This is a genomic window from Bacillus cereus, from assembly GCF_025917685.1.
GTDB lineage: Bacteria > Bacillota > Bacilli > Bacillales > Bacillaceae_G > Bacillus_A > Bacillus_A cereus_AT.
In genome coordinates this window covers 353,172-377,862 of sequence record NZ_CP089518.1, presented here as the reverse complement: position 1 = coordinate 377,862, position 24,691 = coordinate 353,172, and the positions used below count along the sequence as shown (strand labels likewise).

Below are 24,691 nucleotides of genomic sequence, written 5' to 3'. Positions count from 1 at the left end.
TTACATTGTATGCAAATGGTCGTCAAATTCCTTCCAACATATTAAAGCATACGGTGGTTCTATATCCAATACTATATTTACATCTTCTGCTACTACTTGTATTCTTTCGGCTGAGTTATCTCTTTTTCCTGAAGGATAAATAGCTAGCTTCATTATTTCCTGCTTTCCATCTTCATAAATCCTTTTCTTTAAGTCTAATTGTTCAATTTGTTCTTTTGAAGGAATCTCTTTCCCTTCCCAATCACATATTTCAAATAGAGGATATCGATCCCCATACCATTCCTCAATAATCTCAATGACTTTCAGAATAATATAATTCCCCGATACTAATTCGTAACTAACAGCATCACCTGCTTTTAAAGAAGTATTCGCTATAAATCTCTTCGGTACTTTTTTAGCTTGTGGCTGCGGAGAATGTAACTGTTCTCTAAGTTTATTTAACACTACTTCACGTTTTCTCTGTAATTTAGGTTCATCCTCCCAGCGGGATAAATCTGCACCACTCTCTATTATTTGCAATGCCTCAAGTTTAACATTCTCTTGAAGTCTTCCTAACTTCCATTGTATGCAAGCAAATGCTAGCCAAAAAACAATAATCTCTTCATCATCTAGTTCAGTCTGGTATTCCTCAATTACAATCCTACTTGCTTCTTCATTTGAATATTCATTTCCTAACAAATCCTTATAAATTAACTGAATATCTTTAGCAATATCATCTGACAATATCGCTACTCCCCAAGCCCCCATACATTAACACTCCAATCTATAAACTAAAAACCTCTCATTCCCATTCTTCTCATAAGCCCCAGGCAACCTTACTTCCCTCTTCAGCTCAAACGCTGTCTGATTCTCTAAGAAGAAAATATAATCTTCAGAAGGATAGTATAAAATAATATCGACTTCTCTCTCCGCCTCTTCTACCGAAAGTAAAATATTATTTACTACGTTCATAAATACTTGTACAGAAAATGGATTGAAGAAATAAAACCGATTATCACGTGGATCAATCTCATATTCCTGCGCTAAACAACATTCAAACCCAATTTTATCCTTACTGTTTCTTACCTTTCGTGCATAGCGCTCTAGATTATCCATTGCTTCTTTATAAAACTCTTCATTCATTTCAATTCCAACCGCTGAAGCACCACACTTATGATGCATGTAAAAGTTTAATCGTCCTTTTCCGCATCCAAAGTCTACAACTCGGTCGCTACTTCTTATTTCATATTGATTTAATAGTTCATCTAATCCGCTATATGGCGTCGGTTCATAACGGTGATAATGCATAGATTTATTAAAGCCCTTTTGCTCACCGACAGTTTTTATATGTAATACAGCATCGTAATATTGTTCGTTCATTCGTTTGCTCCCATTAAGAAATATTACTATTATTATACACCACGTACTGAATGCTCATTTTTATCAAATTGATTGGTACGTGAAATTATATCGTCGCAAAATCGAATATATTGACTTAACGACAAATTCCTACAAAAAAACAGGAGCTTTCTAGCCCCTGTTTTCTAATACTTTCAATACAGTTTGTTTCAATATTTCTACTCCATCCATTATGCAAGAATGATCAAACTTCATATACGGATGGTGTAATCCAGGTTGTAGGTTTGCCCCTAGTCCAAGCATGACAGCTTTTAAATGTGGTCTCTTCACTGTGTAGTAATGGAAATCATCGCTTCCTGTCGTATACAATGGTCCAGTACATCCCTCTTCCCCATACACTTCAAGAATACCTTTACGCATAAAGCGCTCAGCTTCTTCTGACACTTCAGCTCCTGGTGCAAGATCAATCCACTCATAAGAAAGTTTAGATCCCATTGATTCAGCTGACTGAATTACTTGCTCTATTTTTTGCTTTAATTCATTTAGTAATATGTTATTTTCTGCTCTTACATCTAAACTAAAATGGCCGTTACCTGGAATAATATTTAGATTATCACCACCAGCTTGACATCTCGTCATCTTAACAGAATACGACGTCTGCGGTGGTAGCCATATATTTTTCAATCCAATATTAATCATCGTGATGACATCAATTGCATTTATCCCTTGATGCGGGCGTGCCCCATGTGCATCATCTCCGTGAATCACCCCTTCTAAAAATCCTGCTGCTCCGTGACGAATAGATGGGGCGGCTTGTTTCAAAGGCAGTTCTTCAATCGGCCTTAAATGAACACCGAATAGGAAATCCGCATCATCCACAGCACCCTTCTCTACCATCTTTAAAGAACCATTTCCTTTTTCCTCTGCCGGCTGAAAAATAAATCTAACAGTACCGCTATCCCATCTCATATTTTTCAATTGTAAAATAAGCCCCATCACAATTGTCATATGAGCATCGTGACCACATGAATGATTCGCTTTAAACTCTCCGTCCACTTCTTGCCAAAGTGCATCCATATCGGCACGAATCGCAATAACTGGATTCCCGCTTCCGATTTCAGCAATCACGCCTGGGCAATCATCAAATATTTTATATGAAATTCCTTCTTCTTTTAAAAAGTTAGTAATATACGCTGTCGTTTCATACTCTTTCCAACTCACTTCAGGGTTTTCATGTAAATGCTGAAAAATTTCAGTTAAACGCTCTTGTAGTTCTAATGTTTTCAAAGCTACATTCTCCTTCCCAAATTCCAAAACCATTCAGGTTAATTATACTTATGAAAAACAGATGTTTTTATGAACATATTGAATTTTAAGAAAAAAGTCAATTGTTTATTTTTAAATACGATCGACAACTTATTTCCACTCACTTCATAACGATAGAACATTCCTTATTTTCTGTTTTTTATTGACGCTCATATCAGTTTTTAGTTATTATAATTTAATAACGTCTATTTTGCGACAATTCTAAAAATACAAACATGCATAATGAGGAGGCAGTTTATGAAAAAAGAAATACCTTTTGGCGTAGCAATGATCCCTGTTATCGTTACAGTTGCAGTTATGATGGTTACAATTGTTGTATTAAAACAAAGCCCTCACGTCCCACTTATTATCGGTACAACCGTTGCTTCTATCGTTGCCTGGCGTTACGGTTATAAATGGAACGACATTGAAGAAGCAATGTATAAAGGAATTCGCCTCGCATTACCCGCTATCGTTATCATTATTCTTGTAGGTTTAACGATCGGTGCTTGGATTGGCGGCGGAATCGTCGCAACAATGATTTATTACGGTTTAAATCTTTTAACTCCATCACTATTTTTAGTTTCAATTACAATTATTTGTTCTATTGTTGCATTAGCTATTGGTAGCTCTTGGTCTACAATGGGGACAATTGGTGTTGCAGGAATGGGAATTGGTCTAAGTATGGGAATTCCAGCTCCAATGGTTGCCGGTGCTATAATTTCCGGTTCTTATTTCGGCGATAAAATGTCACCGCTTTCAGACACGACAAACTTAGCCGCAGGATTAACAAATACAGATTTATTCACACATATTCGTCATATGTTATTTACTACAATTCCAGGTTTAATTATTACTCTTATCGTTTATGCTTTCTTAGGAAGAAACTTCGGCGATAACAATATTGATGCAAAAAGCATCGATCAAACATTACAAGTATTGCAACAAAATTTTGTTATCTCGCCTTTCCTATTAATCATACCCGTAGTCGTTATGGTATTGGTCGCTAAAAAGGTTCCTGCTATACCAGCTATTCTCGTCGGTATTATTTTAGGATTTTTATCACAAGTCTTTATTCAAGGTGGTTCTGTCTCATCAGCTGTCGGCGCACTCCAAAATGGATTTGTCATAGACACTGGAAACAAGCTAGTAGACGAACTATTTAACCGCGGTGGCTTGGATTCGATGATGAACACAGTTTCTATGACCATTGTCGCTATGACGTTCGGCGGAGTACTAGAACATACTGGTATTCTCCGTGCAATTGTAAATCAAATTTTGAAATTAGCGACATCAGCAAAAGGACTTATCGCTTCTACTATCGCATCTTGCTTTGCAACAAACCTTACTTGCTCTGAACAATATATTTCGATTGTTGTTCCTTCAAGAATGTATGCAAATGCATACACAGAAAAAGGACTACATTCTAAAAACTTATCCAGAGCATTAGAAGATGGTGGAACATTAACTTCTGTTTTCGTACCTTGGAATACATGTGGTGTATTTATACTCGCAACACTTGGAGTTGGCGCATTCGAATATGCTCCTTATGCTATATTGAATTTCATCGTACCTATTATCTCAATCATTTACGGTATAACGGGTCTCACAATTACGAAACTATCAGACATTGAAAAAGCAGAACTACTGAAAAAACAGAAAGCTCAACTAGAAGCTTAAAATTTTTGAAACGAATACATCGGTAAATTCAGCTCATATATTGCGCGAGGACGTCCTTGTTGATAGGGCATTTCCTCGCCGCAAATATGAGCATACCCATAATCAACTAGTTTCTTTAATAACCTTTCTGTTGATCGCCGAGTCACTTGTAAGTATTCAGAAAGATCTGCCGCTGTAAACTTCAATGACGGATGTGATTGACTAAATTGAATAATTTTTGACAAGTTTGCAGGACTAAGCTTCGTTTCCTTCGCTATTTTCATTAATTCAGGGTTATCATTTTTCAAACTTTGTACTCTCTGCTCTTTCGGGAACGGACCAAATAATTTTTTATCACTTGTTAGTATATAAAAACAGCGTTCTATCGGATTATTCTTTGCGAAACCTTTAGCGATTTTTGCATTTTGTTCCGCTTCATTTACTGTTTTTCCGTAACCAAATCCAATAGATACCGCTCCTTCTATATTCGTAAATAAACGAGCTATCATATTTGTTTTTATACTCGATTCAATATCACCACGAGTTGTATACAAAATAAATGTCATTTCGTCAACTTGTTTAAATGAACCACGTAATTCTTTCGAAATCACATTTAATTGTTCAAGCGAGCTTTCTTGTAACTCTATAAAGGATATAATACAAGCACCAACAGTAGCTGAATGGCTTTTTGCTAACTCAGCTTTTATTTTTGCACCTTTTAACCCTTGTATAATTGATTGTGTCGGATCTATCATACGCTCTGAAGGAACACCTATTTTTTGAAGTTCGTCGTAGACAGCGTGAATACTAGTTAAAGCTAAATGAGCTGCTCCAGATTGATATTTAGCTACATGAAAATCAATGACTCTATTTATTTCATCTTTACTCCACAGCATATTTTCATAATCCAACACTTGTGGACTTTCTTTTATACCGATATCATGGAACACATTCGTAATAAACGAGCGGTCTACTAAATCGATTGAAATTTTATGTGGCTGAATACTTTGATGGTACATGACAGAAAGAAGTGAAGATGCGACAGTTGTCTCGTCTTGCTGCAAGTACGTACTTGGAATTCGTAATTGTTCTCTTATTTCTTTTGCCATATAATAAGGTAAAGCACCTGAGAAAAAGATGACATCGCAAGGCTTTAAACGCTTTAATAGTTCAGAAGATTCTGCCGGATGAAGGTAAATATATGGATCAATTTCTATTTCTTCTAGTTTATGCGCAATAGGTAAAAGATTCTTTATAAACTCTTTTGAACCGACAACTGCAATTTTTATCATCATTTTCTCTAACTCCTTATTATTAATTAACGACTATTTAACGTCAACTATATCAAATGTACAAAACTATTGTAAACAGGAAGGGGTCTTTATTCAATGAAAATTACAGCTATTCATCTTTACGCAATTCGTTTACCACTTCGCAATCCGTTTGTTATTAGTTATGGTTCTTATTCTGATATGCCTTCTATTATCGTCAAAATGGAAACAGACGAAGGCATTATCGGTTACGGTGAAGGTGTTGCTGATGATCACGTTACAGGCGAATCATGGGAAAGTACTTTCCATACTTTAAAACATACGCTAGCTCCTACTCTTATCGGACAAAATCCAATGAATATCGAAAAAATACACGATATGATGGACAATACAATTTACGGTGTTCCAACAGCGAAAGCTGCAATTGATATCGCTTGTTTTGATATAATGGGCAAAAAATTAAATCAACCTGTATATCAATTAATTGGCGGGCGCTATCATGAAGAGTTCCCTGTCACTCACGTTTTAAGTATCGCCGATCCTGAAGACATGGCTGAGGAAGCTGCCTCTATGATTCAGAAAGGTTACCAATCTTTCAAAATGAAAGTCGGTACAAATGTAAAAGAAGATGTAAAACGAATTGAAGCTGTACGTGAACGTGTAGGGGATGATATCGCGATTCGCGTCGATGTAAACCAAGGCTGGAAAAATAGCGCAAACACATTAACAGCACTTCGTTCATTAGGACATTTAAACATCGATTGGATTGAACAACCTGTGGTCGCAGACGATATTGACGCAATGGCTCATATTCGTTCTAAAGCAGACCTTCCACTTATGATTGATGAAGGATTAAAAGGTTCTCGTGAAATGCGCCAAATTATTAAATTAGACGCAGCTGATAAAGTAAATATAAAACTGATGAAATGCGGCGGCATATATCCAGCAGTAAAACTCGCTCATCAAGCAGAAATGGCAGGAATTGAATGCCAAGTTGGATCAATGGTCGAATCATCCGTTGCCTCTTCCGCTGGTTTCCACGTCGCTTTCTCAAAAAAAATCATTACAAGTGTTGAACTTACAGGTCCGTTAAAATTCACGAAGGATATCGGAAACTTACATTACGACGTACCATTCATTCGCTTAAACGAAAAGCCGGGACTAGGCATTGAAATAAATGAAGATACATTACAAGAACTAACCGTCTTTCAAGACGTTGTACGCTAAAGGAGGACTAACACATGACAGTTCTATACGAAGGAACATTAAAACAAAATAACGATCCATTTCACGTTACATTACTATCTTTAGAACATATGGAACAAATTTTATCATTACAAAACGTTATAGTTGAAGCATTAGAAGATAAAGGTCGTTTACAACCACTTTCACAAGAAGAATTTCAATACATTCTAGAAGGAAACGGCATGATGATCGGTGCTTTTATCGAAAACGAACTCATCGCATTTCGTGCCCTACTCGTCCCTCCTATCGACGACGAACATTTAGGACTTGATATTGGCCTATCAGAAAGTGAACTACACCGCGTCATCTATCAAGAAATCTCAAACGTTCATCCGAACTGCCGAGGAAATGGGATGCAAAAAATATTAGCAAACGTCATCATGGACAAGTTACAAAAAGAAGATGGCAAATACGATTACGTTTGCTGCACCGTTGCACCTTTTAACATTCCTAGTTTAAAGGATAAATTTGCGCAAGGGATGGAAATTGCTGCGCTGAAGGAGAAGTATGGCGGTAGTATGCGGTATGTTTTTGTGAAGGAATTGCGTGAGGATAAAGAAAGAAATTGGACGGATATTAAAGATATTCCGATGAGTGATGTTAGTGAAAAGCAAGCGTTACTTTCGGAGGGGTATCGTGGATATGAGATGGAGAAAGTGGATGGAGATTTCGTTGTGAAGTTTGGACGATAATTTATATACAAAAAGAAAAGGATGTCACCTATTCAAAAATTTGAATGGCGACATCCTCTTCTCTTTTGATGAACTGTACCTTGGTAAATGAAATTATACGAGCGATTTTTTGAATAGATCGACCACAACTTCAAATATATCAGCGATTTTTGAAATATATCGACTTACCGACAAAGATTGACAATAATCGCAACCTATATAATCCCCATTACTAAACCGTCATCTTCCAACTCGATAACGCTAACCAGTTTTCCATTTCCTTATAATCAGGCATTATCTTCCCGACAAGACGCCAAAAAGATCGATCATGATTTAAATGGACCATATGACACATTTCATGAACAACTACATAGTCAATTACCTGCTGTGGTGCCATTGCTAGCTTCCAATTAAACGTTAACTGCAAGTTCGAATCACAAGTTCCCCACGTACGGCTACTATCTGTAATACGAATAGAACGCGGTTTTGTTTTAAAGTTATTTTGATGTGCTTTAATACTCTTCTCTACTAACGCCTTGCACTGCTTATAGTAAAATCGTTTTAAAGCTTGTTGGATTTTCTCGTCCTTAAGCTCTTTCACATAAATATGTAACTTATCCCCTTCAAAAATCGCATTGTCTTGCATAATACTTGCATCTTGGGAAATCTGTATCGGATACGTGTTGCCTAAATACAGAAAGCCCTCCCCTTGATCATAATCCTTTTCTTGTGGCCCAAGCGCTCGCTCCTGCATTTCCTTACGTGTTTTCTGAATCCAATCCCATTTCTCCTCTAACAACTGGACTAAGTATTCAACAGGCGTACCTTTTGGAGCTTGCACCTCAACATTTCCGTAAGAATCTACAAAAAGACGCACGGACTTTTTCTTCTTATAAGTTATATGAAAATTAATTGTCTCACCTAAATATGTATGTACCATTTCATCACCTAGTGTATTATTTTTACAAATAAAAAAGAGTAGGATACAAACTTCCTACTCTACCTATTATATCATTTACCGTTTTAACGAACTTATTATCCTCTATACTTTACGCCTAATCCCTTAATGAAATTCCTTGCGTATCTATCGCCGCACTCTTTGTAATTTTTATGGCCTTTTTTTCTTAACAGAGCGCCTAACTCTCCTTTTGTTACCGTAACGCCTACGCTATCTAATATATCAAGTACATCTTCACTCGTTAATGAAAGTGCAATTTTCATTTTCTTTAAAAGAAGGTTATTGGCACTCTCCTTGCTCTGTGCAGGAGCCGGTTGCCCTGGTGTCGGATCTTGCTTTCCTCTTTTTAAAGTAATAAATCCATTTAAAAATGCCTCTAACATCATCATATCGCATGTTAGTACGTACTCATCTTCGATTACATCGTCATTTTCAGCTTCATGTTGCGGCGCTCTCTTTATTTTTGTAAGCATATCAACTACGTCTTCTTTCGTTACTTCCATCCCGCCAAGTTTAAAGATTTCCACCATATCTATATCTTTTATATCTAAAGCATATCTTACTCTTTTTAATATATCGTTGTTGCTCATTGCCATTGTTTTGCCTCCTGAAATGTTGATTATAGTAATGCTTTTAGCATGTGTAAATGAATGTCGTTAAGTTACTACTTTAACATTTTAGGGGGAGGTTTTGTAGTCATGGGTGGATTAATACTTTTGGGGATGATTTTAAAACACCAACATATGTTGTTTAGGCACTTTGAATTATCCATTTAAACCCAATCGAATTATAATGCTACTAGAGTTAATATGGGAGGGAATCAATATTGAATTATCTAATTGGTTATAAAGATGCTGAACGAAACTTCGGACATGAGGACCCAATGCTAACAGAATATACATATGGAAAGTCAGGATCTGATACTTAAAAGTACAAAAGGGAGATTTTCTATCCTTTCATAAAACAATACATAACAAGCTCTATATAACCGCATATTATGTGGTCGAAGAATTCGCGCTTATAAAAGATATCAAACTATATAAAGAAGAATTAAAATCAAATACGGTAAAAGGTATTTTAGTTGGCGATGGGATAATCGTACGAAATTACGGATGGGGATTTACTATTAATTACACACTTGAAAATGGACTAACCTGATATAGGTTAGTCCATTTCTTTTTATGCAACTCTAATTTAGTGGGCAACTCAAACATGAATGTTACGCAAAATTCAGGTGAAATATATTGATTATGTTTACTTAGGTTTTACTTTTTATTTGCGGTACGGTTCACCGTAACTAATCTAAATGAAGTTATTATTCGTTATTTGCATAATTAAATTTAACAAAAAAGGTAGTGCCTTCCGATCCTGTTTGAATTTCTATTTTTGCATTATGACGGGCAGCAATGGCATAACATACACCTAACCCCAATCCAGTTCCATTATCTTTGGTCGTGTAAAATGGAGTACCCAGTTTCTGTAATACTTCAGGCCTGATACCTTTTCCTTGATCCCGCACTGCAAGCACCACACAATTTTGACCTTCCTTGTAAGTGCTAATGGTTAGAACTTTCCCTGTGTCCATGGCTTCTAAGCCATTACGGTATAGGTTTATTAATAATTGCCGTATCTCATTACGATTTAAAAGTAATTCCGGAATGTCATTTGTACCGACTTGAATATATTTATTTTGATTATACGTATCAATCTTTATTAATGGAATAATATCGTGGATAATTGCATTTAAATCTAACATCTGCAAATCCGATTTCCTTGTATTACCCATTGAGAGAAATTCAGTAATAATAGAATTTGCACGGTCAAGTTCTTCAATCATTAAATTAAAGTGCTTATTATGTTTCTCATAGGTAGGCTCTTCTTTTAATAACTGCAAAAAACCTCGTACTGTTGTCATTGGATTTCTAATCTCATGGCTGATGCCTGCTGCCATTTGCCCTATTAAATCTATGTTCGATAACCTTTTCAATTCCTGCTCATATTGCTTTTTTTCCGTTATGTTTTTAAAAATACAACAAATACCATCATCATACGGGTATGCAATAACTTCGTGCCAATATTCATCAGAGGTAGAAAAAAATTCGAAACAAACTGTAGTTCGCTCTGACATTGCACGATGAAGTTCCTTATACATAACTTCGTCAACGCTACTCGGGAAAATCACCCATATATTCTTGCCTAATACATCTTTTGCTGTTTTTCTTTGTGGAAAATATTGATGCTTATTTACGTACGTAAATTCCCATGTATTATTCAAAGTAAAGAATCCATCCGTAATACTTTCAATCACACTTGTAACTTTTTCATTAGCAACAGCTAGTTCTCTCGTTCGCTCTTCCACCATGCTTTCAAGTCGATCCATATATAACAAGTTTGAAAACGTAGGAGCTGTGGCATCAACGATAGATTTTGCCAGTTGCATTTGGGAATTATCATAATTGTGAGCTTTTCCCTCTTTGCCAACGACGATTACCCCTAATACTTCTCCCATTGAAACCAATGGAATCATCAGTTGACCCTTACTATCTATATTTTTCGTTTGAATAACCTCTTGGATCTTGGCTTCATAGCTTTTCTCCATCCAATCTGCTTCTGTCCAATCACAGTCCTTGCTTAACTTCGTTGTTTTAATCATTGTTTTGTCTAGCGGGTCTAAAAGGTGGGCAGCCATGTTTTTACTCTCTAAAATCTGTCCTAAGTAAAGAAAACATTTATCAAAACTTTCCTGTACCGAGGAACACATTGATAAATCACGGGTAACATTTAGTAACAGCTGCTTCTCGGCAATAAGGTTTTCCTTTTGTGTTAAATTATTTGCGTTTTGAATTGCGACCGCAGCCATATTTACATAAGCTTCAACACTTTGAATTTCTGAATTTGTTAAGTTCATTGGAACTCCATAATCAAATAAAAAAACCAGCCCAAATAACTCTTGCCCAAATGAGATAGGCAGAGCTAATAAGGACTTAATTTTGAACGCAGCAACTGGTCTCGGATCCGGCCGATGATCCTTTGATGTATCAGGGATATAAATGGTTTTTTTTGTTTCAATAACTTCTTTTGCCAGTAAGTCTATTTCAGGATCAATTACCTGAGTATCGAGCATTACGCCATTTATTGTCTCTGGTTTTCCTGCAAACCCTCTAAATGTTCCATCTTCCTTTGGTAAATAAATTCCAACAGCGTTGCACTTAACAATCTCCTCCGATATCGCCATTGTTACACGTTGCAATACTTCACGTAGTTCTAATTTTGTATTTATTATTTTTGTTATATTCGCGAGCCTAGAATATCTCGCCTGATCACTTAACATTCACATGGCCTCCAATTATAGGCATAATAAAGTGAAACTTTAATCAGCCCGCACCAATCGGGCTTTTACGGGCAGCACGACTCCCACCTAACTTCTTTGCACTAGCTGAATTTTGAGGTGGGAGTTTTACTACCCGGCAAATAGCGGGATAAAATAAACATGATAATATCAGTGAAAATCAAGACCAGCCATTTTCTCCTGTATTCTTTTCTTACCCTTGTTTTACATAGAATACATCACTTACTTATGATACGGTTCACCTTAATTAAAATGAAACAAACACTAATTAAATCGCTATACCCCATCCCTCTAACTTTCAAAAGTTACAATGTTTCACTATCTCCATCCTTATCAACACTATCCTCAAACTTATCCAACAAAGCACGCACTTCATCCGTCGATTTCGTACTCATCAATTGATTTCTTAGTTCAGCAGCTCCAGGGAAGCCTTTTACATAAATTTTGAAAAAGCGATGAAGCCCCGTGATTGAACGTGGCAGTACTTCTGCATATTGATCTTGAAGATCAAGCTGCAGTCTTAAAAGATCAAGGTGTTCTTTACTGCTATGCTCTCTTGGCTCTTTTTCAAAAGCAAACGGATTTTTGAAAATACCTCGTCCGATCATAACTCCATCAATACCGTATTTTTCAGCAAGTTCCATTCCGGTTTGACGATCAGGAATGTCTCCGTTGATTGTTATTAGCGTATTTGGTGCAATGCGGTCACGTAATTTTTTAATTTCCGGAATTAGTTCCCAGTGCGCGTCTACTTGGCTCATTTCTTCTCTTGTACGTAAGTGAATAGAAAGGTTCGCAATATCTTGTTTTAAAATGTGCGTTAACCAATCTTCCCACTCACTTAACTCTTTAAAGCCAAGTCGTGTTTTTACGCTGACAGGTAGCCCGCCCGCTTTTGCTGCTTGGATAAGTTCTGCCGCAACGTCTGGACGTAGAATAAGGCCACTACCTTTTCCTCTTGATGCTACATTCGGTACAGGGCAGCCCATATTAATATCGATACCTTTAAATCCTAGCTCTGCCATACCAATACTCATTTGGCGGAAATATTCAGGATTATCTCCCCAAATATGTGCCACTATTGGCTGTTCATCTTCTGTAAAAATTAAACGGCCACGTACACTTTTCATACCTTCTGGATGGCAATAGCTATCCGAGTTTGTAAACTCTGTGAAGAATACGTCTGGACGACCAGCTTCACTTACTACGTGACGGAAAACAACGTCTGTCACATCTTCCATTGGTGCAAGTACGAAAAATGGTCGTGGTAAATCACGCCAAAAATTATCTATCATTTCAAATTCAAATCCTCTCACTATGAATACAACTTCAAACTCTCAATTTATAATTTGTGAAAATCAGCAATATTTATTTTAACTAAAATCATTGCTAAATGGTATTTTTATAAACCAAAAAGCAGGTGGTATAGATTTTTTCTATATCAACTGCTTTTCTATTATACCAACTTAAGCCAAGCCACACACTCCACATGAGTAGTATGCGGGAACATATCAACAGGTTGTACCTCCTGCGTTTTATATCCGCCTTCTTCTAGTACTTTTAAGTCACGTGCTAATGTTGCTGGGTTGCATGATACATATACGACGCGTTTTGGTTTCATGTCGATGATTGTGTTTAGTAGTGCCTCGTCACAACCTTTACGCGGTGGATCTACGACCATTGTGTCAGCGATTACGCCCTCTTTGTACCATTTTGGAATAACTACTTCTGCTTCTCCTACGCCAAATTCAGCGTTTGTCATGTTGTTTAGTGCTGCGTTTCGGTTTGCGTCTTCGATTGCTTCTGGAACAATTTCAACGCCGTACACTTTTTTCGCTTTTTGCGCTAGGAATAAGGAGATTGATCCGATTCCGCAATAGGCATCTATTACTGTTTCGTTACCGTCTAGCTTTGCGTATTCTAACGTTTTATCGTATAGTACTTTCGTTTGTTCTGGATTTACTTGATAGAATGAACGTGCCGAAATCGCAAATTTAATGTCACCGATAAAGTCATAAATATATTCTGATCCGTACAGTACTGTCGTTGTGTCTCCGAAAATAACGTTTGTACGCTTCGTATTTACGTTTTGAACAATTGATTTTACTTCTGGGAATTTCGCAGCAATCTCTTCAATGATTGCTTTTTTGTTTGGCAATTCTGCTGTACGTGTAATGAAGACAAGCATAATTTCCCCTGTTACTTGTCCGTATCGAGCCATTACGTGGCGAAGTGTTCCTTTGTTACGCTCTTCGTTATACGCCGAAATACCGTGTTTTTCACAAATACGTTTTACTTCTTGAATTAAAGCATCGTTTTCTTCCGCCTGAATTAAGCATGATTCCATATTAATGATGTCATGCGTTCCTTGACGATAGAAGCCAGCTACAAGTCCGCCTTCACGTTCCCCAATTGGTACTTGTGCTTTATTGCGGTATACCCACGGGTTTTTCATGCCAAGTACAGGATGAACAGGAACATCGCTTAGTCCGCCGATGCGCTGCATAACGTCGCGTACTTGTTTTTCTTTCGCTTGTAATTGTCCTTCATATGTTAAGTGCTGAAGCTGGCAACCGCCGCACTCGTTATACACAGGGCATTCTGCATCTTTACGATATGGACTTTCTTGATGAAGCTTCATTAAACGACCAAACGCGAAGTTTTTCTTCACTTTAATAATTTTAATTTGCGCTTCTTCACCTGGTAATCCGTTTTTAACGAAAATAGGATAGCCCTTTACTTTCGCAACACCGGCACCATCATGCGTTAAATCTTCAAATACTACATCTATAAACTCGTTTTTTTCAACTGGTGGCGTCATTTTTGTACTCATTTTCCGACCTCTCTTTTTCATAACACTGCGTTACATTTTATCATACTTATATGGTCTTTTTCTATTGGAAGAAAAAAAGCTATTGACGATAGTTCTCTAGTAATGTTACGCTACTACTAATTTAATACGGACGATGTTACCTCATATATACTTGATAATATGGATCGAGAGTTTCTACCCGGCAACCTTAAATTGCTGGACTATGGGGAAAACTAATGAATATTAGCCTATGCGCAAAAAAGGACTCATATTGATTAGCTTTCTCTCATAGATGAAAGTGAATCCATATGGGTCTTTTTTTATTTTCATTTTTCTAAAAGGTCAGACATCTTACGTATGACATAAAACCTCTTCATTTTATTTTTAGTAATATAACGAGCGTTTTATGTACAAACTTTATACGAACTTCTGAAAGGGGCAACTACATGCAATACGTAATGAGCATTATCGGCATTCTTGTCGTTTTAGGTTTATGCTTTGCTTTGTCAAACAACAAAAGTAAAATCAACTTCCGTGCAATTGCTATTATGATTGGTTTTCAAATTTTAATCGGTTGGTTTATGTTTGGCACAAAGATTGGTCAACAAATCATTGTTTTCATTGGTAAAGTTTTCAACAAACTAATTAAACTTGGTACGACAGGTGTCGATTTTCTCTTTAATGGAATTCAAAGAGATTTTGTCTTTTTCTTAAATGTATTATTAATTATCGTATTTTTCTCAGCACTACTTTCTATCTTTAGTTATTTAGGTGTTTTACCATTCATCGTTCGCGTTGTCGGCGGCGTAATTTCAAAAATTACTGGTTTACCACGCGTTGAATCATTCCACGCAGTAAACTCTGTATTCTTCGGTTCAAGTGAAGCGTTAATCGTTATTAAAAATGATTTACAACATTTCAATAAAAACCGTATGTTTATCATTTGTTGTTCTGCGATGAGCTCAGTTTCTGCTTCTGTTACAGCATCGTACGTAATGATGTTAGATGCGAAATATGTACTAGCAGCTCTTCCACTAAACTTATTCTCAAGCTTAATCGTTTGTTCGTTATTAACACCAGTTGATACGAAAAAGGAAGATGAAGTGATTCAAAAATTTGATAGAACTCTATTCGGAGACAGCTTTATCGGTGCAATGATTAACGGTGCGCTTGATGGTTTAAAAGTAGCTGGTATCGTTGCCGCATTAATGATCGCCTTTATCGGTGTTATGGAAGTTGTAAACTACGTAATCAGCGCAGCTTCAGGTGCAATGGGATATGCTGTTACTTTACAACAAATCTTCGGTTATATACTTGCTCCATTCGCATTCTTAATGGGTATCCCAGTTCATGATATTATCCCAGCTGGTGGTATTATGGGTACAAAGATTGTCTTAAATGAATTCGTAGCAATCCTTGATTTAAAAGGCGCTGCTGCAACATTAGATCCACGTACAGTTGGAATCGTTACTGTATTCTTAATTAGCTTTGCAAGTATTAGCCAAATTGGTGCAATCGTTGGTACAATCCGTGCCCTTTCTGAAAAGCAAGGAAGCATCGTATCAAAATTCGGTTGGAAAATGCTATTTGCATCAACACTTGCTTCTATTTTATCTGCAACAATCGCTGGATTGTTTATTTAATAAAAAATCACCTTACTTGTTTAAGTAAGGTGATTTTTTGATTCTTTATGAAACCGAACGAAATTCAACTACTTCCTCTTTACTAATAAGTTTTCCTTCGTGTATGCCTTTTACTGAAATATCAATAATGGATTTATTCTCTCCTTCAAGCTTACCCAAAGAAAATAAGTAAATTAAATTTTGTTCTTTTAGCATCCATTGCTTGCCATGCCAGGGCCCCGTTATCTTTTGTTCCAAAGGTGTTTTCTCTTCTCCAACATACTGACATTCTCCAAACGAAGTTTTTACTATATTTTTCTCCGTATCAATTACTATATTTTGAAATAGCTCTAGATTTTCACTTGAAACAATTTCTATCTCATGGTTACTTTTTTGTTTAAATTGCAGCTTTCCATCACTTGTATTAGATAAACTACTATTCTCAACAGCGTTCCTAAAAAAATTATATTCTTCTTCCGTAACACCAAAATTCGGATGATAAGGCTTCACCTGCTTATCTATATGCCCCGATATGTAGTTTACATACCATTCTTGATCATTCTCCACATAATTTCTCATTTTTTTAGTAATAGCCTCTACTTTTTTACGGGTATCGCGATCCATCTCAATCGTCATAATATCCGCCGTAACTTCCGCATTCATCAGATGCTTCGGAATATACTCTTCCACACTATTCGCCTTACTCACTTCACTTTGGCAACCAACTATGAATAACGATATGAGCAGAATATATACTATTTTTTTATATTTCATTTCTGTTCTCCACTCCGTACATCAGTATTACTTTCATTTATAGCGTTTCTTATTATAGTTTAAGATCCTGATATTTTAATAGAAACTACTCTAAATATGCAAAATTGCATATTAATAAACCTTCCTCTTACTTTAAAATTAGCTTAAATCATTTACCAAAATATACAAATCACAAATGTGCAATGTTATAATTTGTAAAAAAACACATTGGAGGATACTATGAAAGCCCACGCTCTTTTCGACTTCTTACATTTACTAGTTTTAAGCATGAAAAGTTATTATATATGGGGAATGCCGATCTATGTCTTCATTATTCCTCTTATTTTTGTAGTCGGTTATATTATTATCAATTCTAATAAGAAACGAAAGAATACCTCTATTCAAAGTCACTAATCTTTCGCTCTAATAGCTCCTCCTAAAAATCATATTCCCCTCATTTTCTTCAAATGATATGATGAACAAGGGTATATCCCCACCACTCTTATAGCGGTGGGGATTTTAATGTAAGCATGCACCATAATATACAATAGAAGGTGATTTCATGAAAAAATACGCAGCAATTGCTTTATGTACATCTGCCATTCTAGCAGGATGTAGTACTAGCAATGTAAGTCCAGAACCTAAAAAAGAGAAAAAGGTTCAAGAAGTTAAGAAACAAGAAGAGACCGTGCAAGAACAAGGTAAAATTTCTTATAATCCAATTACGCACGAATCTACAAACGTAAATATTCATATTACGGACATAAAGGATTCTTTAACCGAAGTACAATATAAAATTTGGCGCACTGCTGATGGAAAAGAAAATACTAAATCTTTTTCTTCTAAGGAAAAGGAGAAACAATTCACTATTCCTTTTGACATAAAGGAATTTGAAGGAAAACGTGGGGAATATCAAATTGAAGCATTAGGGATAAAAGAGGATGGGAAAACTATTCCGCTTACAAAGTCTACTATAACTTTCGAGCAAAAAATTCCTGTTCTTATGTATCATGCAATTGATGATTACCACGGACAAGGTATTAAAGATTTATTCGTATCTCCAGCTAACTTTGAAGCACAAATGAAATATTTAAAAGAAAATGGTTATACATTGTTAACGTTTGAACGCTGGGGCGATATAAATAAAGTAAACAAGCCGATTTTCGTTACATTTGATGACGGTATGAAAAATAATATGAATGCATTTCATGTTTTACAAAAACTAAAAGACGATACATTTAAACCAGCGGCAACAGAATATATGATTGTTGATAATGTTGATGTAGAAGGAGCTCTTTCTACATCTGAAATAAAAGAAATGGTTGGTTCCGGCATTTTCTCTGTACAATCTCACACAGCAACACACGCTGACTTGCCGAAAATTACAAACTATGAAGAAGAGTTAAAAGGATCAAAAGAAAAGCTAGAAAAAATAACTGGTAAGCCTGTTATCGCAATTGCTTATCCATTCGGTCATGTAGATGATAAAGTCGTCGCAGAAACGAAGAAATACTATCAATTTGCAACGACAACGAAGCCTGGACAGTTCATTACAAAGGGCGAACCAGATGAGCTGTTAAAAATGAAGCGCGTTCGCATACACCATACAACTACAGTTGAACAGTTTGCTTCTTCCATTAAATAACTGTGAGAGCTCAATACATTTTGAGCTCTCTTTTTACTTTATATTTATATATATTTTTAGAATTTTCTTGTATTATATATAGTAAGAAATCTTTCAAACTAAAGGAGATTATACATATGTCATTTGAACAAACGTTAGAGAAGTATGCTGCCCTTGCAGTCAATGTTGGTGTTAATATTCAACCTGGACAAACTTTATCAATTAGTGCACCTCTTGAAGCTGTACAATTTGTACGCCTCGTTACAGAAAAAGCATATAAATCTGGTGCAAAACACGTATATGTTGATTGGAATGATGAGACGTTAACACGCTTAAAGTTCGATCTAGCTCCTGAAGAAGCTTTCGCTGAGTTCCCATCTTGGAAAGCACATGCTCGTGAAGAATTAGCAAAAGAAGGCGCTGCATTTATGTCTATTTATGCAGAAAACCCTGATTTATTAAAAGGCGTAGAATCAACGCGTATCGCAACTGCTCATAAAGTAGCCGGAGAAGCAATGAAAGTATACCGTGATTATGTACAAGCAGATAAAGTAAGCTGGTGTGTAATTTCTGTTCCAACAAAAGAATGGGCTGCAAAAGTATTCCCTGACGTAGCACCAGAAGAGCAGGAAGCAAAACTATGGGATGCTATCTTCAAAGCTACTCGTGCTGATTTAGAAAATCCTGTGGAAGCATGGAAAGAACATGACGAAACGCTACATACAAAAGTTGATTACTTAAACGAAAAGCATTATAAAGCTCTTCACTATACAGGGCCTGGAACAGATTTAACGATCGAACTTCCAGAAAAGCATATATGGGCTGGTGCTGGTAGCCTAAATGAAAAGAACGTACCATTTATGGCTAACATTCCAACTGAAGAAGTATTTACAATGCCACTTAAAACAGGTGTAAACGGCCAAGTGTCTAGCACAAAACCGTTAGCATTTGCAGGCAACATTATCGATAACTTCACGTTAACATTTGAAAACGGACGTATCGTAGACTACAAAGCAGAAGATGGAGAAGAAGCTTTAAAACATTTAGTAGAAACAGATGAAGGCTCTCACTTCTTAGGCGAGGTTGCTTTAGTGCCTCATGATTCACCAATTTCGAACACAAATATTTTATTCTACAATACGCTATTTGATGAAAACGCATCTTGCCACCTTGCAATCGGAAATGCTTATGCATTTAACTTAGTTGGTGGAAAAACAATGTCTAAAGACGAACTTGCTGAAAATGGTGCGAACGCTAGTATTACACACAATGACTTCATGATCGGATCAGCTGAGCTTGATATCGATGGTATTACAGCCGATGGAAGACATGAGCCGATTTTCCGTAAAGGTAACTGGGCGTTTTAATATAAAAGGAGGCTCCCCCAATGGGCAGCCTCCTTTTATTATGTCGTTTTTTCCGGCACATCAATATATTTCAAAAATCGCTGATATAAATTGTGACAAAGAAAAAAGCTATCTTCTACAAAAGATAGCTTTCATGATGCTGATGAAACTTTAAGTCCAATTACTCCTAAAACAATAAAAAGAATACAACACGCTTGGAATAAGTTAATATGCTCTTTAAAGAAATACACACTAATAATCGTAATAAGTAGTGTTCCCACACCAGACCAAATTGCATAGGCAATGCTTAAATGAATCTTTTTAACAACGATAGCAAACACGCTGAAACAAATTCCATAGAATACAAAAATAAGTACACTTGGAACGGGCTTTGTTAAACCGTTCGATAATTTCATCGCAATTGTTCCAGCTACTTCAAAAATAATTGTTACGAGTAATAATAGCCAATATACCATACTAGAATCTCCTTCTCTGTTACCTTATAGAGATTCTAGTATACTACTTATAGCCCTAACGAAATATATTTAATTTCTAAATATTCCTCGATACCGAAATGGCCTCCTTCACGGCCGATACCACTTTCTTTAAAGCCACCAAATGGTGCTTGTGCAACTGATGGAAGTCCATCATTTAAGCCGATAATTCCGTACTCTAATGCTTCGCTAATTTGGAATGCCTGACTAATATCTTTTGTGAAAATATAAGCAGCCAAGCCATATGGTGTATTATTTGCACGTTCGATTACTTCTTCAACCGTTTTAAATTTCGCAACTGGTGCAACCGGTCCAAATGTTTCTTCATTCATACAAAGCATCGTGTCATTTGCCAATCCAATTACTGTCGGCTGAATGAAATATCCATCTAACTCTGTAAATTTATGGCCACCGTATAAAACTTCTCCACCCTTTTGAATTGCATCTTCAATATGTTCTTGTACTTTCGAAATTGCATTCGCATCAATAAGTGGCCCTACAGTTGTTCCTTCGCCGAATCCGTCTCCAACTTTAAGCTGCTCTACAGCTTTTGTGAACTTTCCTGCAAATTCTTCGTACACTTCTTCTTGAACGAAGACGCGGTTTGTACATATACACGTTTGTCCTGCGTTACGGAATTTCGAACCGATTACCGCTTCTACCGCCTTATCTAAATCAGCATCATTCATAACAATAAATGGAGCATGACCACCTAACTCAAGTGAAACCTTTTTCATCGTTTGTGCAGCGCTAGCCATTAATTCTTTCCCAATTTCAGTTGATCCTGTAAAGGAAACCTTTCGGACACGCTCATCTTCCATCCACGTATCAGCAATTGCTTTTGCACTACCTGTTACAATATTTATTACACCTTTTGGAATGTCTGCTTCATGTGCTAATTCAACTAACTTCAATGCCGTTAATGGTGTTTGACTCGCTGGTTTCACAACCGCTGTACAGCCCGCTGCAAGCGCTGGAGCTACCTTTCTCGTAATCATAGCAGCTGGGAAGTTCCATGGTGTAATAGCTGCCATAACCCCAACTGGTTGCTTCATAACTAAAATACGTTTATTCGGATGAGAAGCAGGAATCATTTCACCGTATATTCTCTTTCCTTCTTCTGCGTACCATTCAACAAAACTATTTGCATAATTTACTTCACCAAGTGCTTCTGCGAACGGCTTTCCTTGTTCTCTCGTCATGATTGCTGCAATTTCTTCTTTATTTTCATCAATGAGTGTGAACCATTTTTTTAACTTTACTGCACGATCTGCTGCAGTTAATTTTGACCATGATTTAAAAGCTTCATGTGCAGCATCAACTGCCTGCTTTGCCTCTATAATCCCGCCCTTTGGTACAGTTGCAAATACTTCCTTTGTTGCTGGATTATTCACTTCGATTTGTTCTTGCAGTGTAATCCACTCACCATTTATATACATCGCCTTTTTCTCTAAGTTTACGAACGTCGCTTTTTTATCCAATGTTTTCTTCCTCCTCTATATCTTCATTCTCATTAGAATTGTTCTTATACTTATCAAACAGCATTCTCATAAAGAAATAACCACCTAAAATCGTCCACCCTAACACCATTAGCCATTCGTACGGCCAAATTAATGCAGCAGGCATACCTGGCATATACAATAAAATAAAACCAATACTTAATATTACTGCTATACTCCCGACTACTTTTCCATTCTTCACGCGAAACGGTCTAGCCATATTAGGTTCTGTTTTGCGTAACTTTAAAAATGATAAACTAACTAATAAATATGAAACAACAATCCCAAGTCCACCTGCATTTACAATCCATACAAGTGCTGGTCTTCCAAGTAACGGAGCAAAAAATGATAGCATCCCTAGGAACATAATCGCATTAGTAGGTGTTTTATATTTCGGATGCACTTTTCCAAACCAAGCTGGAATCATTTCATTTTTAGCCATCGCATATAACACACGACTACCTCCAATGATAAAAGCATTCCAACTTGTAACAATTCCAGCTAGCCCGCCAAAGATTAAAATATTCGCAAATATTTTCGATCCAAAAACTACTCCCATCGCATCAGCAGTTGCCAATTTCGTATTCAAGAGTGCGTTTTGATCTAATGCCATCGAAACTCCAACTGTAATAAGTAGATAGAATACGACCGCACAAACAACAGAGAATATTAAAAGTTTTCCGATTTCTTTAAATGGAAGATTCACTTCTTCCGCTACTTGCGGGATTACATCAAATCCGACAAACAGAAATGGAACCATTATAAGGACAGCCATTACTCCGCCTGCACCATTTATAAAAAATGGCTCTAAATTTTTTGTATCTCCGTTAAAACTAGATCCAAAAACGAGCATAATGCCCGTCGCTACAATAAATATTGTAAATATACTTTGAAATACAGCGGCTGTTTTGACACCAAAGTAGTTAATGATTGTAATAAGTAATGCCCCACCCATTCCAATCATCGCCCACGTCAAGTATACATCCCAGCCTCCTATCGTCCATAAATAAATACTTTGATAATTTGGCAATATATAATCTACCACTGTTGGTAAAGCAACAGCTTCAAAAGTAACAACTGATACATATCCAAGTACCATTGCCCACGATGCGATAAATGCTGATTTTTTCCCAAATGCTTTTTTTACATATAATAAACCACCACCTGTTTCCGGCATGGCAGAAGCAAGTTCAGCATATGTTAGTCCCACAAAAATAACAAGTAATCCTCCTATAATGAAAGCAATAACTGCCCCTATAGAACCAGCCGATGTAACCCAATCCCCTGAGAGTACAACCCAACCCCATCCAAGCATGGCGCCTATCGCAAGGAAAAGAACATCAAAACGTGATAACACTTTTTTAAGTTCCTTCTTCTCCTCCAACTATATAATCCTCCTCTATAAACTTCTTAATTTTCCTAGTAGCAGCAGATTGGCTTATTTTCAAGAATTCTGCGACTTTATAGCTGGATCCATGTGTTTTGTATGTTTTTAAGATAATGTTTCGTTCCACTTCTTCTAACATTTTATAGAGACTTTGACCCGATTGCTCAACTGTAGACTCCTGCATCGATATTGGTAAATCTTCTATCGTGACAACATCGTCAGCAGTTATAACAATCCTCTCGATTACGTTTTCTATCTCTCTATTATTTCCCTCCCATGAATACCCTACAAACATTTGTAACGTACTAGGAGCTAGCTTCACATCACGTCCATACTTTTTATTGAAATGCTGTAAATAATGATAGACTAACGGTAATATATCTTCTGTTCTTTCACGAAGCGGAGGAATTGAAATTGGGATTACATTTAGGCGGTAATACAAATCTTTCCTAAATGTCCCCTCTTTTACCATTTTACTTAAATCTCTATTCGTAGCGGCGACTATACGAACGTCTACTTTTTTTAAGTCTCTTCCTCCTACCGGCCGAAATGTTTTCTCCTGTAATACTTGCAAAAGTTTCGCCTGAATTTCAAGCGGCATTTCACCGATTTCATCTAAGAAAAGAGTTCCTTTATGCGCTGATTCTAACAGTCCCTTCTTCCCTTCACGATTTGCCCCTGTAAAAGACCCACCTGAATATCCAAAAAGCTCAGATTCAATTAAATTCGTCGGCAATGCCGCACAATTAATCTCATAAAAACTTTCATTTTTCCGGTGACTTACTTCATGTAAATGGCGTACTAGTCGGCTTTTCCCTACTCCTGTCTCACCTAATATGAGAACAGTGCTATCCACCACAGAAACTTTTTTGATTGTTTCAACTATTTTTTGCATAGCAATGCTTTTAAAAATAAGCCCTTCATGCTCATATGTTTCTCTTAATTCTTTCTTATATGTCTTTAACTGATTATCCATCTCCTCTACCTTCTTACGTAATTGGTAGAGTTCTGTAAGATCTCGGGAATAACTAATAACTCGTCTTAAATTACCTTGTTCATCAAATACTGGACGCGTGCGAACGTGTAAATATTCTCCTGATTTTGTTGTTTGAACAAGTTCAACTGGCCTTTTCTTTTCAATTACTTCTAATGTTGCAGACGGATAAAAAATTCCTTCTTTCTGTAGTTCTTGTACATGCTTTCCTACTAATTCCTTAGCAGAGAGTTGGTAATGTCTTTCACACGTACTATTTACACGCACAACGATTCCTTTATCATCTGTAACAAAAATTTCGTCAAATGCATATTCAAATACATCTTGTAAATCCATCAACACTCGTTCCTTTTCTGCAACCATC

General features: G+C 36.6%; 20 protein-coding genes and 1 riboswitch. Of the genes, 6 read left to right on the top strand and 14 right to left on the bottom strand.

Translation table 11 applies throughout. The features are described 5' to 3' along the window. The 3 genes from LUS72_RS01990 to LUS72_RS01980 form a co-directional block, all read right to left on the bottom strand. Positions 1–747: a hypothetical protein gene (locus LUS72_RS01990; protein WP_264448537.1), complete on the bottom strand. Its 747-nt coding sequence runs from the start codon at positions 745–747 to the stop codon at positions 1–3. Positions 748–750: 3 nt separating this feature from the next. Then, entirely contained in the window at positions 751–1,359 is a 609-nt protein-coding gene (locus LUS72_RS01985) for an SAM-dependent methyltransferase (protein ID WP_264448536.1), read from the bottom strand. Between the two features lie 150 nt (positions 1,360–1,509). Beyond that, positions 1,510–2,625 carry a M20 peptidase aminoacylase family protein gene (locus LUS72_RS01980; RefSeq protein ID WP_070140683.1) on the bottom strand — a complete coding sequence of 372 codons (1,116 nt, stop codon included), beginning with the start codon at positions 2,623–2,625 and terminating at the stop codon, positions 1,510–1,512. A 276-nt stretch (positions 2,626–2,901) separates the two neighbouring features. Here LUS72_RS01980 and nhaC point away from each other — a divergent pair, with 276 nt between their 5' ends. Then, entirely contained in the window at positions 2,902–4,323 is a 1,422-nt protein-coding gene (gene nhaC, locus LUS72_RS01975; protein ID WP_097828976.1) for a Na+/H+ antiporter NhaC, read from the top strand. Here nhaC and LUS72_RS01970 read toward each other — a convergent pair. Then, complete coding sequence (locus LUS72_RS01970) at positions 4,320–5,597, bottom strand: transcriptional regulator (RefSeq protein ID WP_097828977.1); 1,278 nt, start codon at positions 5,595–5,597, stop codon at positions 4,320–4,322. The genes nhaC and LUS72_RS01970 overlap by 4 nt on opposite strands. Positions 5,598–5,690: 93 nt before the next feature. On the opposite strand from LUS72_RS01970, the gene LUS72_RS01965 reads away from it, so the two are divergent. Further along, a complete protein-coding gene (locus LUS72_RS01965; RefSeq protein ID WP_264448535.1) occupies positions 5,691–6,800 on the top strand; it encodes a mandelate racemase/muconate lactonizing enzyme family protein in 1,110 nt (369 codons plus the stop codon). Between the two features lie 14 nt (positions 6,801–6,814). Then, complete coding sequence (locus tag LUS72_RS01960; protein ID WP_097828979.1) at positions 6,815–7,510, top strand: N-acetyltransferase; 696 nt, start codon at positions 6,815–6,817, stop codon at positions 7,508–7,510. Between the two features lie 211 nt (positions 7,511–7,721). Here LUS72_RS01960 and LUS72_RS01955 read toward each other — a convergent pair whose 3' ends face one another. The 5 genes from LUS72_RS01955 to rlmD all read right to left on the bottom strand — a co-directional run bounded on the left by LUS72_RS01955 (position 7,722) and on the right by rlmD (position 14,629). After that, the gene (locus tag LUS72_RS01955; RefSeq protein WP_097828980.1) at positions 7,722–8,429 is read right to left on the bottom strand and encodes a M48 family metallopeptidase; all 708 of its coding nucleotides are present in this window, start codon (positions 8,427–8,429) and stop codon (positions 7,722–7,724) included. A 95-nt stretch (positions 8,430–8,524) separates the two neighbouring features. Next, positions 8,525–9,043, bottom strand: a complete 519-nt coding sequence (locus LUS72_RS01950; RefSeq protein ID WP_097828981.1) for a YehS family protein — start codon at positions 9,041–9,043, stop codon at positions 8,525–8,527. A gap of 719 nt (positions 9,044–9,762) precedes the next feature. Next, a complete protein-coding gene (locus LUS72_RS01945; RefSeq protein WP_097828982.1) occupies positions 9,763–11,778 on the bottom strand; it encodes a GAF domain-containing sensor histidine kinase in 2,016 nt (671 codons plus the stop codon). Positions 11,779–12,101: 323 nt separating this feature from the next. Further along, on the bottom strand, positions 12,102–13,091 hold the full coding sequence (locus LUS72_RS01940) for a tRNA dihydrouridine synthase (RefSeq protein WP_097828983.1): 990 nt from the start codon (positions 13,089–13,091) through the stop codon (positions 12,102–12,104). A gap of 161 nt (positions 13,092–13,252) precedes the next feature. Next, positions 13,253–14,629, bottom strand: a complete 1,377-nt coding sequence (gene rlmD / locus LUS72_RS01935; RefSeq protein WP_264448533.1) for a 23S rRNA (uracil(1939)-C(5))-methyltransferase RlmD — start codon at positions 14,627–14,629, stop codon at positions 13,253–13,255. Between the two features lie 121 nt (positions 14,630–14,750). After that, positions 14,751–14,852: riboswitch (purine riboswitch) on the top strand. Between the two features lie 202 nt (positions 14,853–15,054). Between rlmD and LUS72_RS01930 the strand changes: the two genes are divergently transcribed. Further along, positions 15,055–16,251: a NupC/NupG family nucleoside CNT transporter gene (locus LUS72_RS01930; RefSeq protein WP_097828985.1), complete on the top strand. Its 1,197-nt coding sequence runs from the start codon at positions 15,055–15,057 to the stop codon at positions 16,249–16,251. 45 nt (positions 16,252–16,296) lie between these two features. On the opposite strand, the gene LUS72_RS01925 is transcribed toward LUS72_RS01930, so the two are convergent. Further along, on the bottom strand, positions 16,297–17,004 hold the full coding sequence (locus LUS72_RS01925) for a hypothetical protein (protein WP_097828986.1): 708 nt from the start codon (positions 17,002–17,004) through the stop codon (positions 16,297–16,299). Between the two features lie 541 nt (positions 17,005–17,545). Between LUS72_RS01925 and LUS72_RS01920 the strand changes: the two genes are divergently transcribed. Together LUS72_RS01920 and LUS72_RS01915 are read left to right on the top strand one after the other, a co-directional pair. Further along, complete coding sequence (locus LUS72_RS01920) at positions 17,546–18,628, top strand: polysaccharide deacetylase family protein (protein WP_071747217.1); 1,083 nt, start codon at positions 17,546–17,548, stop codon at positions 18,626–18,628. 116 nt (positions 18,629–18,744) lie between these two features. Further along, positions 18,745–19,974 carry an aminopeptidase gene (locus tag LUS72_RS01915; RefSeq protein WP_097828987.1) on the top strand — a complete coding sequence of 410 codons (1,230 nt, stop codon included), beginning with the start codon at positions 18,745–18,747 and terminating at the stop codon, positions 19,972–19,974. 131 nt (positions 19,975–20,105) lie between these two features. On the opposite strand, the gene LUS72_RS01910 is transcribed toward LUS72_RS01915, so the two are convergent. The 4 genes from LUS72_RS01910 to LUS72_RS01895 are packed head-to-tail and all read right to left on the bottom strand — an operon-like array spanning position 20,106 to position 24,690. Continuing rightward, positions 20,106–20,429, bottom strand: coding sequence for a DMT family transporter (locus tag LUS72_RS01910; RefSeq protein ID WP_097828988.1), 324 nt, complete (start codon positions 20,427–20,429; stop codon positions 20,106–20,108). Positions 20,430–20,476: 47 nt separating this feature from the next. Further along, positions 20,477–21,928 carry an NADP-dependent succinate-semialdehyde dehydrogenase gene (gabD, locus tag LUS72_RS01905; RefSeq protein WP_097828989.1) on the bottom strand — a complete coding sequence of 484 codons (1,452 nt, stop codon included), beginning with the start codon at positions 21,926–21,928 and terminating at the stop codon, positions 20,477–20,479. After that, positions 21,921–23,330 (bottom strand): APC family permease, encoded by a 1,410-nt coding sequence (locus LUS72_RS01900; protein ID WP_097828990.1) that lies wholly within the window; start codon positions 23,328–23,330, stop codon positions 21,921–21,923. The genes gabD and LUS72_RS01900 overlap by 8 nt, the downstream gene beginning before the upstream one ends. Next, entirely contained in the window at positions 23,308–24,690 is a 1,383-nt protein-coding gene (locus LUS72_RS01895; protein ID WP_097828991.1) for a sigma-54 interaction domain-containing protein, read from the bottom strand. Before LUS72_RS01895 ends, LUS72_RS01900 begins: the two co-directional genes overlap by 23 nt. Position 24,691: the final 1 nt, after the last annotated feature.

Bases quoted from the DNA above. Each gene is read 5' to 3' on its own strand.
- LUS72_RS01990 (WP_264448537.1), bottom strand. From the start codon at position 747: ATGGGGGCTTGGGGAGTAGCGATATTGTCAGATGATATTGCTAAAGAT.
- LUS72_RS01985 (WP_264448536.1), bottom strand. From the start codon at position 1,359: ATGAACGAACAATATTACGATGCTGTATTACATATAAAAACTGTCGGT.
- nhaC (WP_097828976.1), top strand. From the start codon at position 2,902: ATGAAAAAAGAAATACCTTTTGGCGTAGCAATGATCCCTGTTATCGTT.
- LUS72_RS01970 (WP_097828977.1), bottom strand. From the start codon at position 5,597: ATGATGATAAAAATTGCAGTTGTCGGTTCAAAAGAGTTTATAAAGAAT.
- LUS72_RS01965 (WP_264448535.1), top strand. From the start codon at position 5,691: ATGAAAATTACAGCTATTCATCTTTACGCAATTCGTTTACCACTTCGC.
- LUS72_RS01960 (WP_097828979.1), top strand. From the start codon at position 6,815: ATGACAGTTCTATACGAAGGAACATTAAAACAAAATAACGATCCATTT.
- LUS72_RS01955 (WP_097828980.1), bottom strand. From the start codon at position 8,429: ATGGTACATACATATTTAGGTGAGACAATTAATTTTCATATAACTTAT.
- LUS72_RS01950 (WP_097828981.1), bottom strand. From the start codon at position 9,043: ATGGCAATGAGCAACAACGATATATTAAAAAGAGTAAGATATGCTTTA.
- LUS72_RS01945 (WP_097828982.1), bottom strand. From the start codon at position 11,778: ATGTTAAGTGATCAGGCGAGATATTCTAGGCTCGCGAATATAACAAAA.
- LUS72_RS01940 (WP_097828983.1), bottom strand. From the start codon at position 13,091: ATGATAGATAATTTTTGGCGTGATTTACCACGACCATTTTTCGTACTT.
- rlmD (WP_264448533.1), bottom strand. From the start codon at position 14,629: ATGAGTACAAAAATGACGCCACCAGTTGAAAAAAACGAGTTTATAGAT.
- LUS72_RS01930 (WP_097828985.1), top strand. From the start codon at position 15,055: ATGCAATACGTAATGAGCATTATCGGCATTCTTGTCGTTTTAGGTTTA.
- LUS72_RS01925 (WP_097828986.1), bottom strand. From the start codon at position 17,004: ATGAAATATAAAAAAATAGTATATATTCTGCTCATATCGTTATTCATA.
- LUS72_RS01920 (WP_071747217.1), top strand. From the start codon at position 17,546: ATGAAAAAATACGCAGCAATTGCTTTATGTACATCTGCCATTCTAGCA.
- LUS72_RS01915 (WP_097828987.1), top strand. From the start codon at position 18,745: ATGTCATTTGAACAAACGTTAGAGAAGTATGCTGCCCTTGCAGTCAAT.
- LUS72_RS01910 (WP_097828988.1), bottom strand. From the start codon at position 20,429: ATGGTATATTGGCTATTATTACTCGTAACAATTATTTTTGAAGTAGCT.
- LUS72_RS01895 (WP_097828991.1), bottom strand. From the start codon at position 24,690: ATGGTTGCAGAAAAGGAACGAGTGTTGATGGATTTACAAGATGTATTT.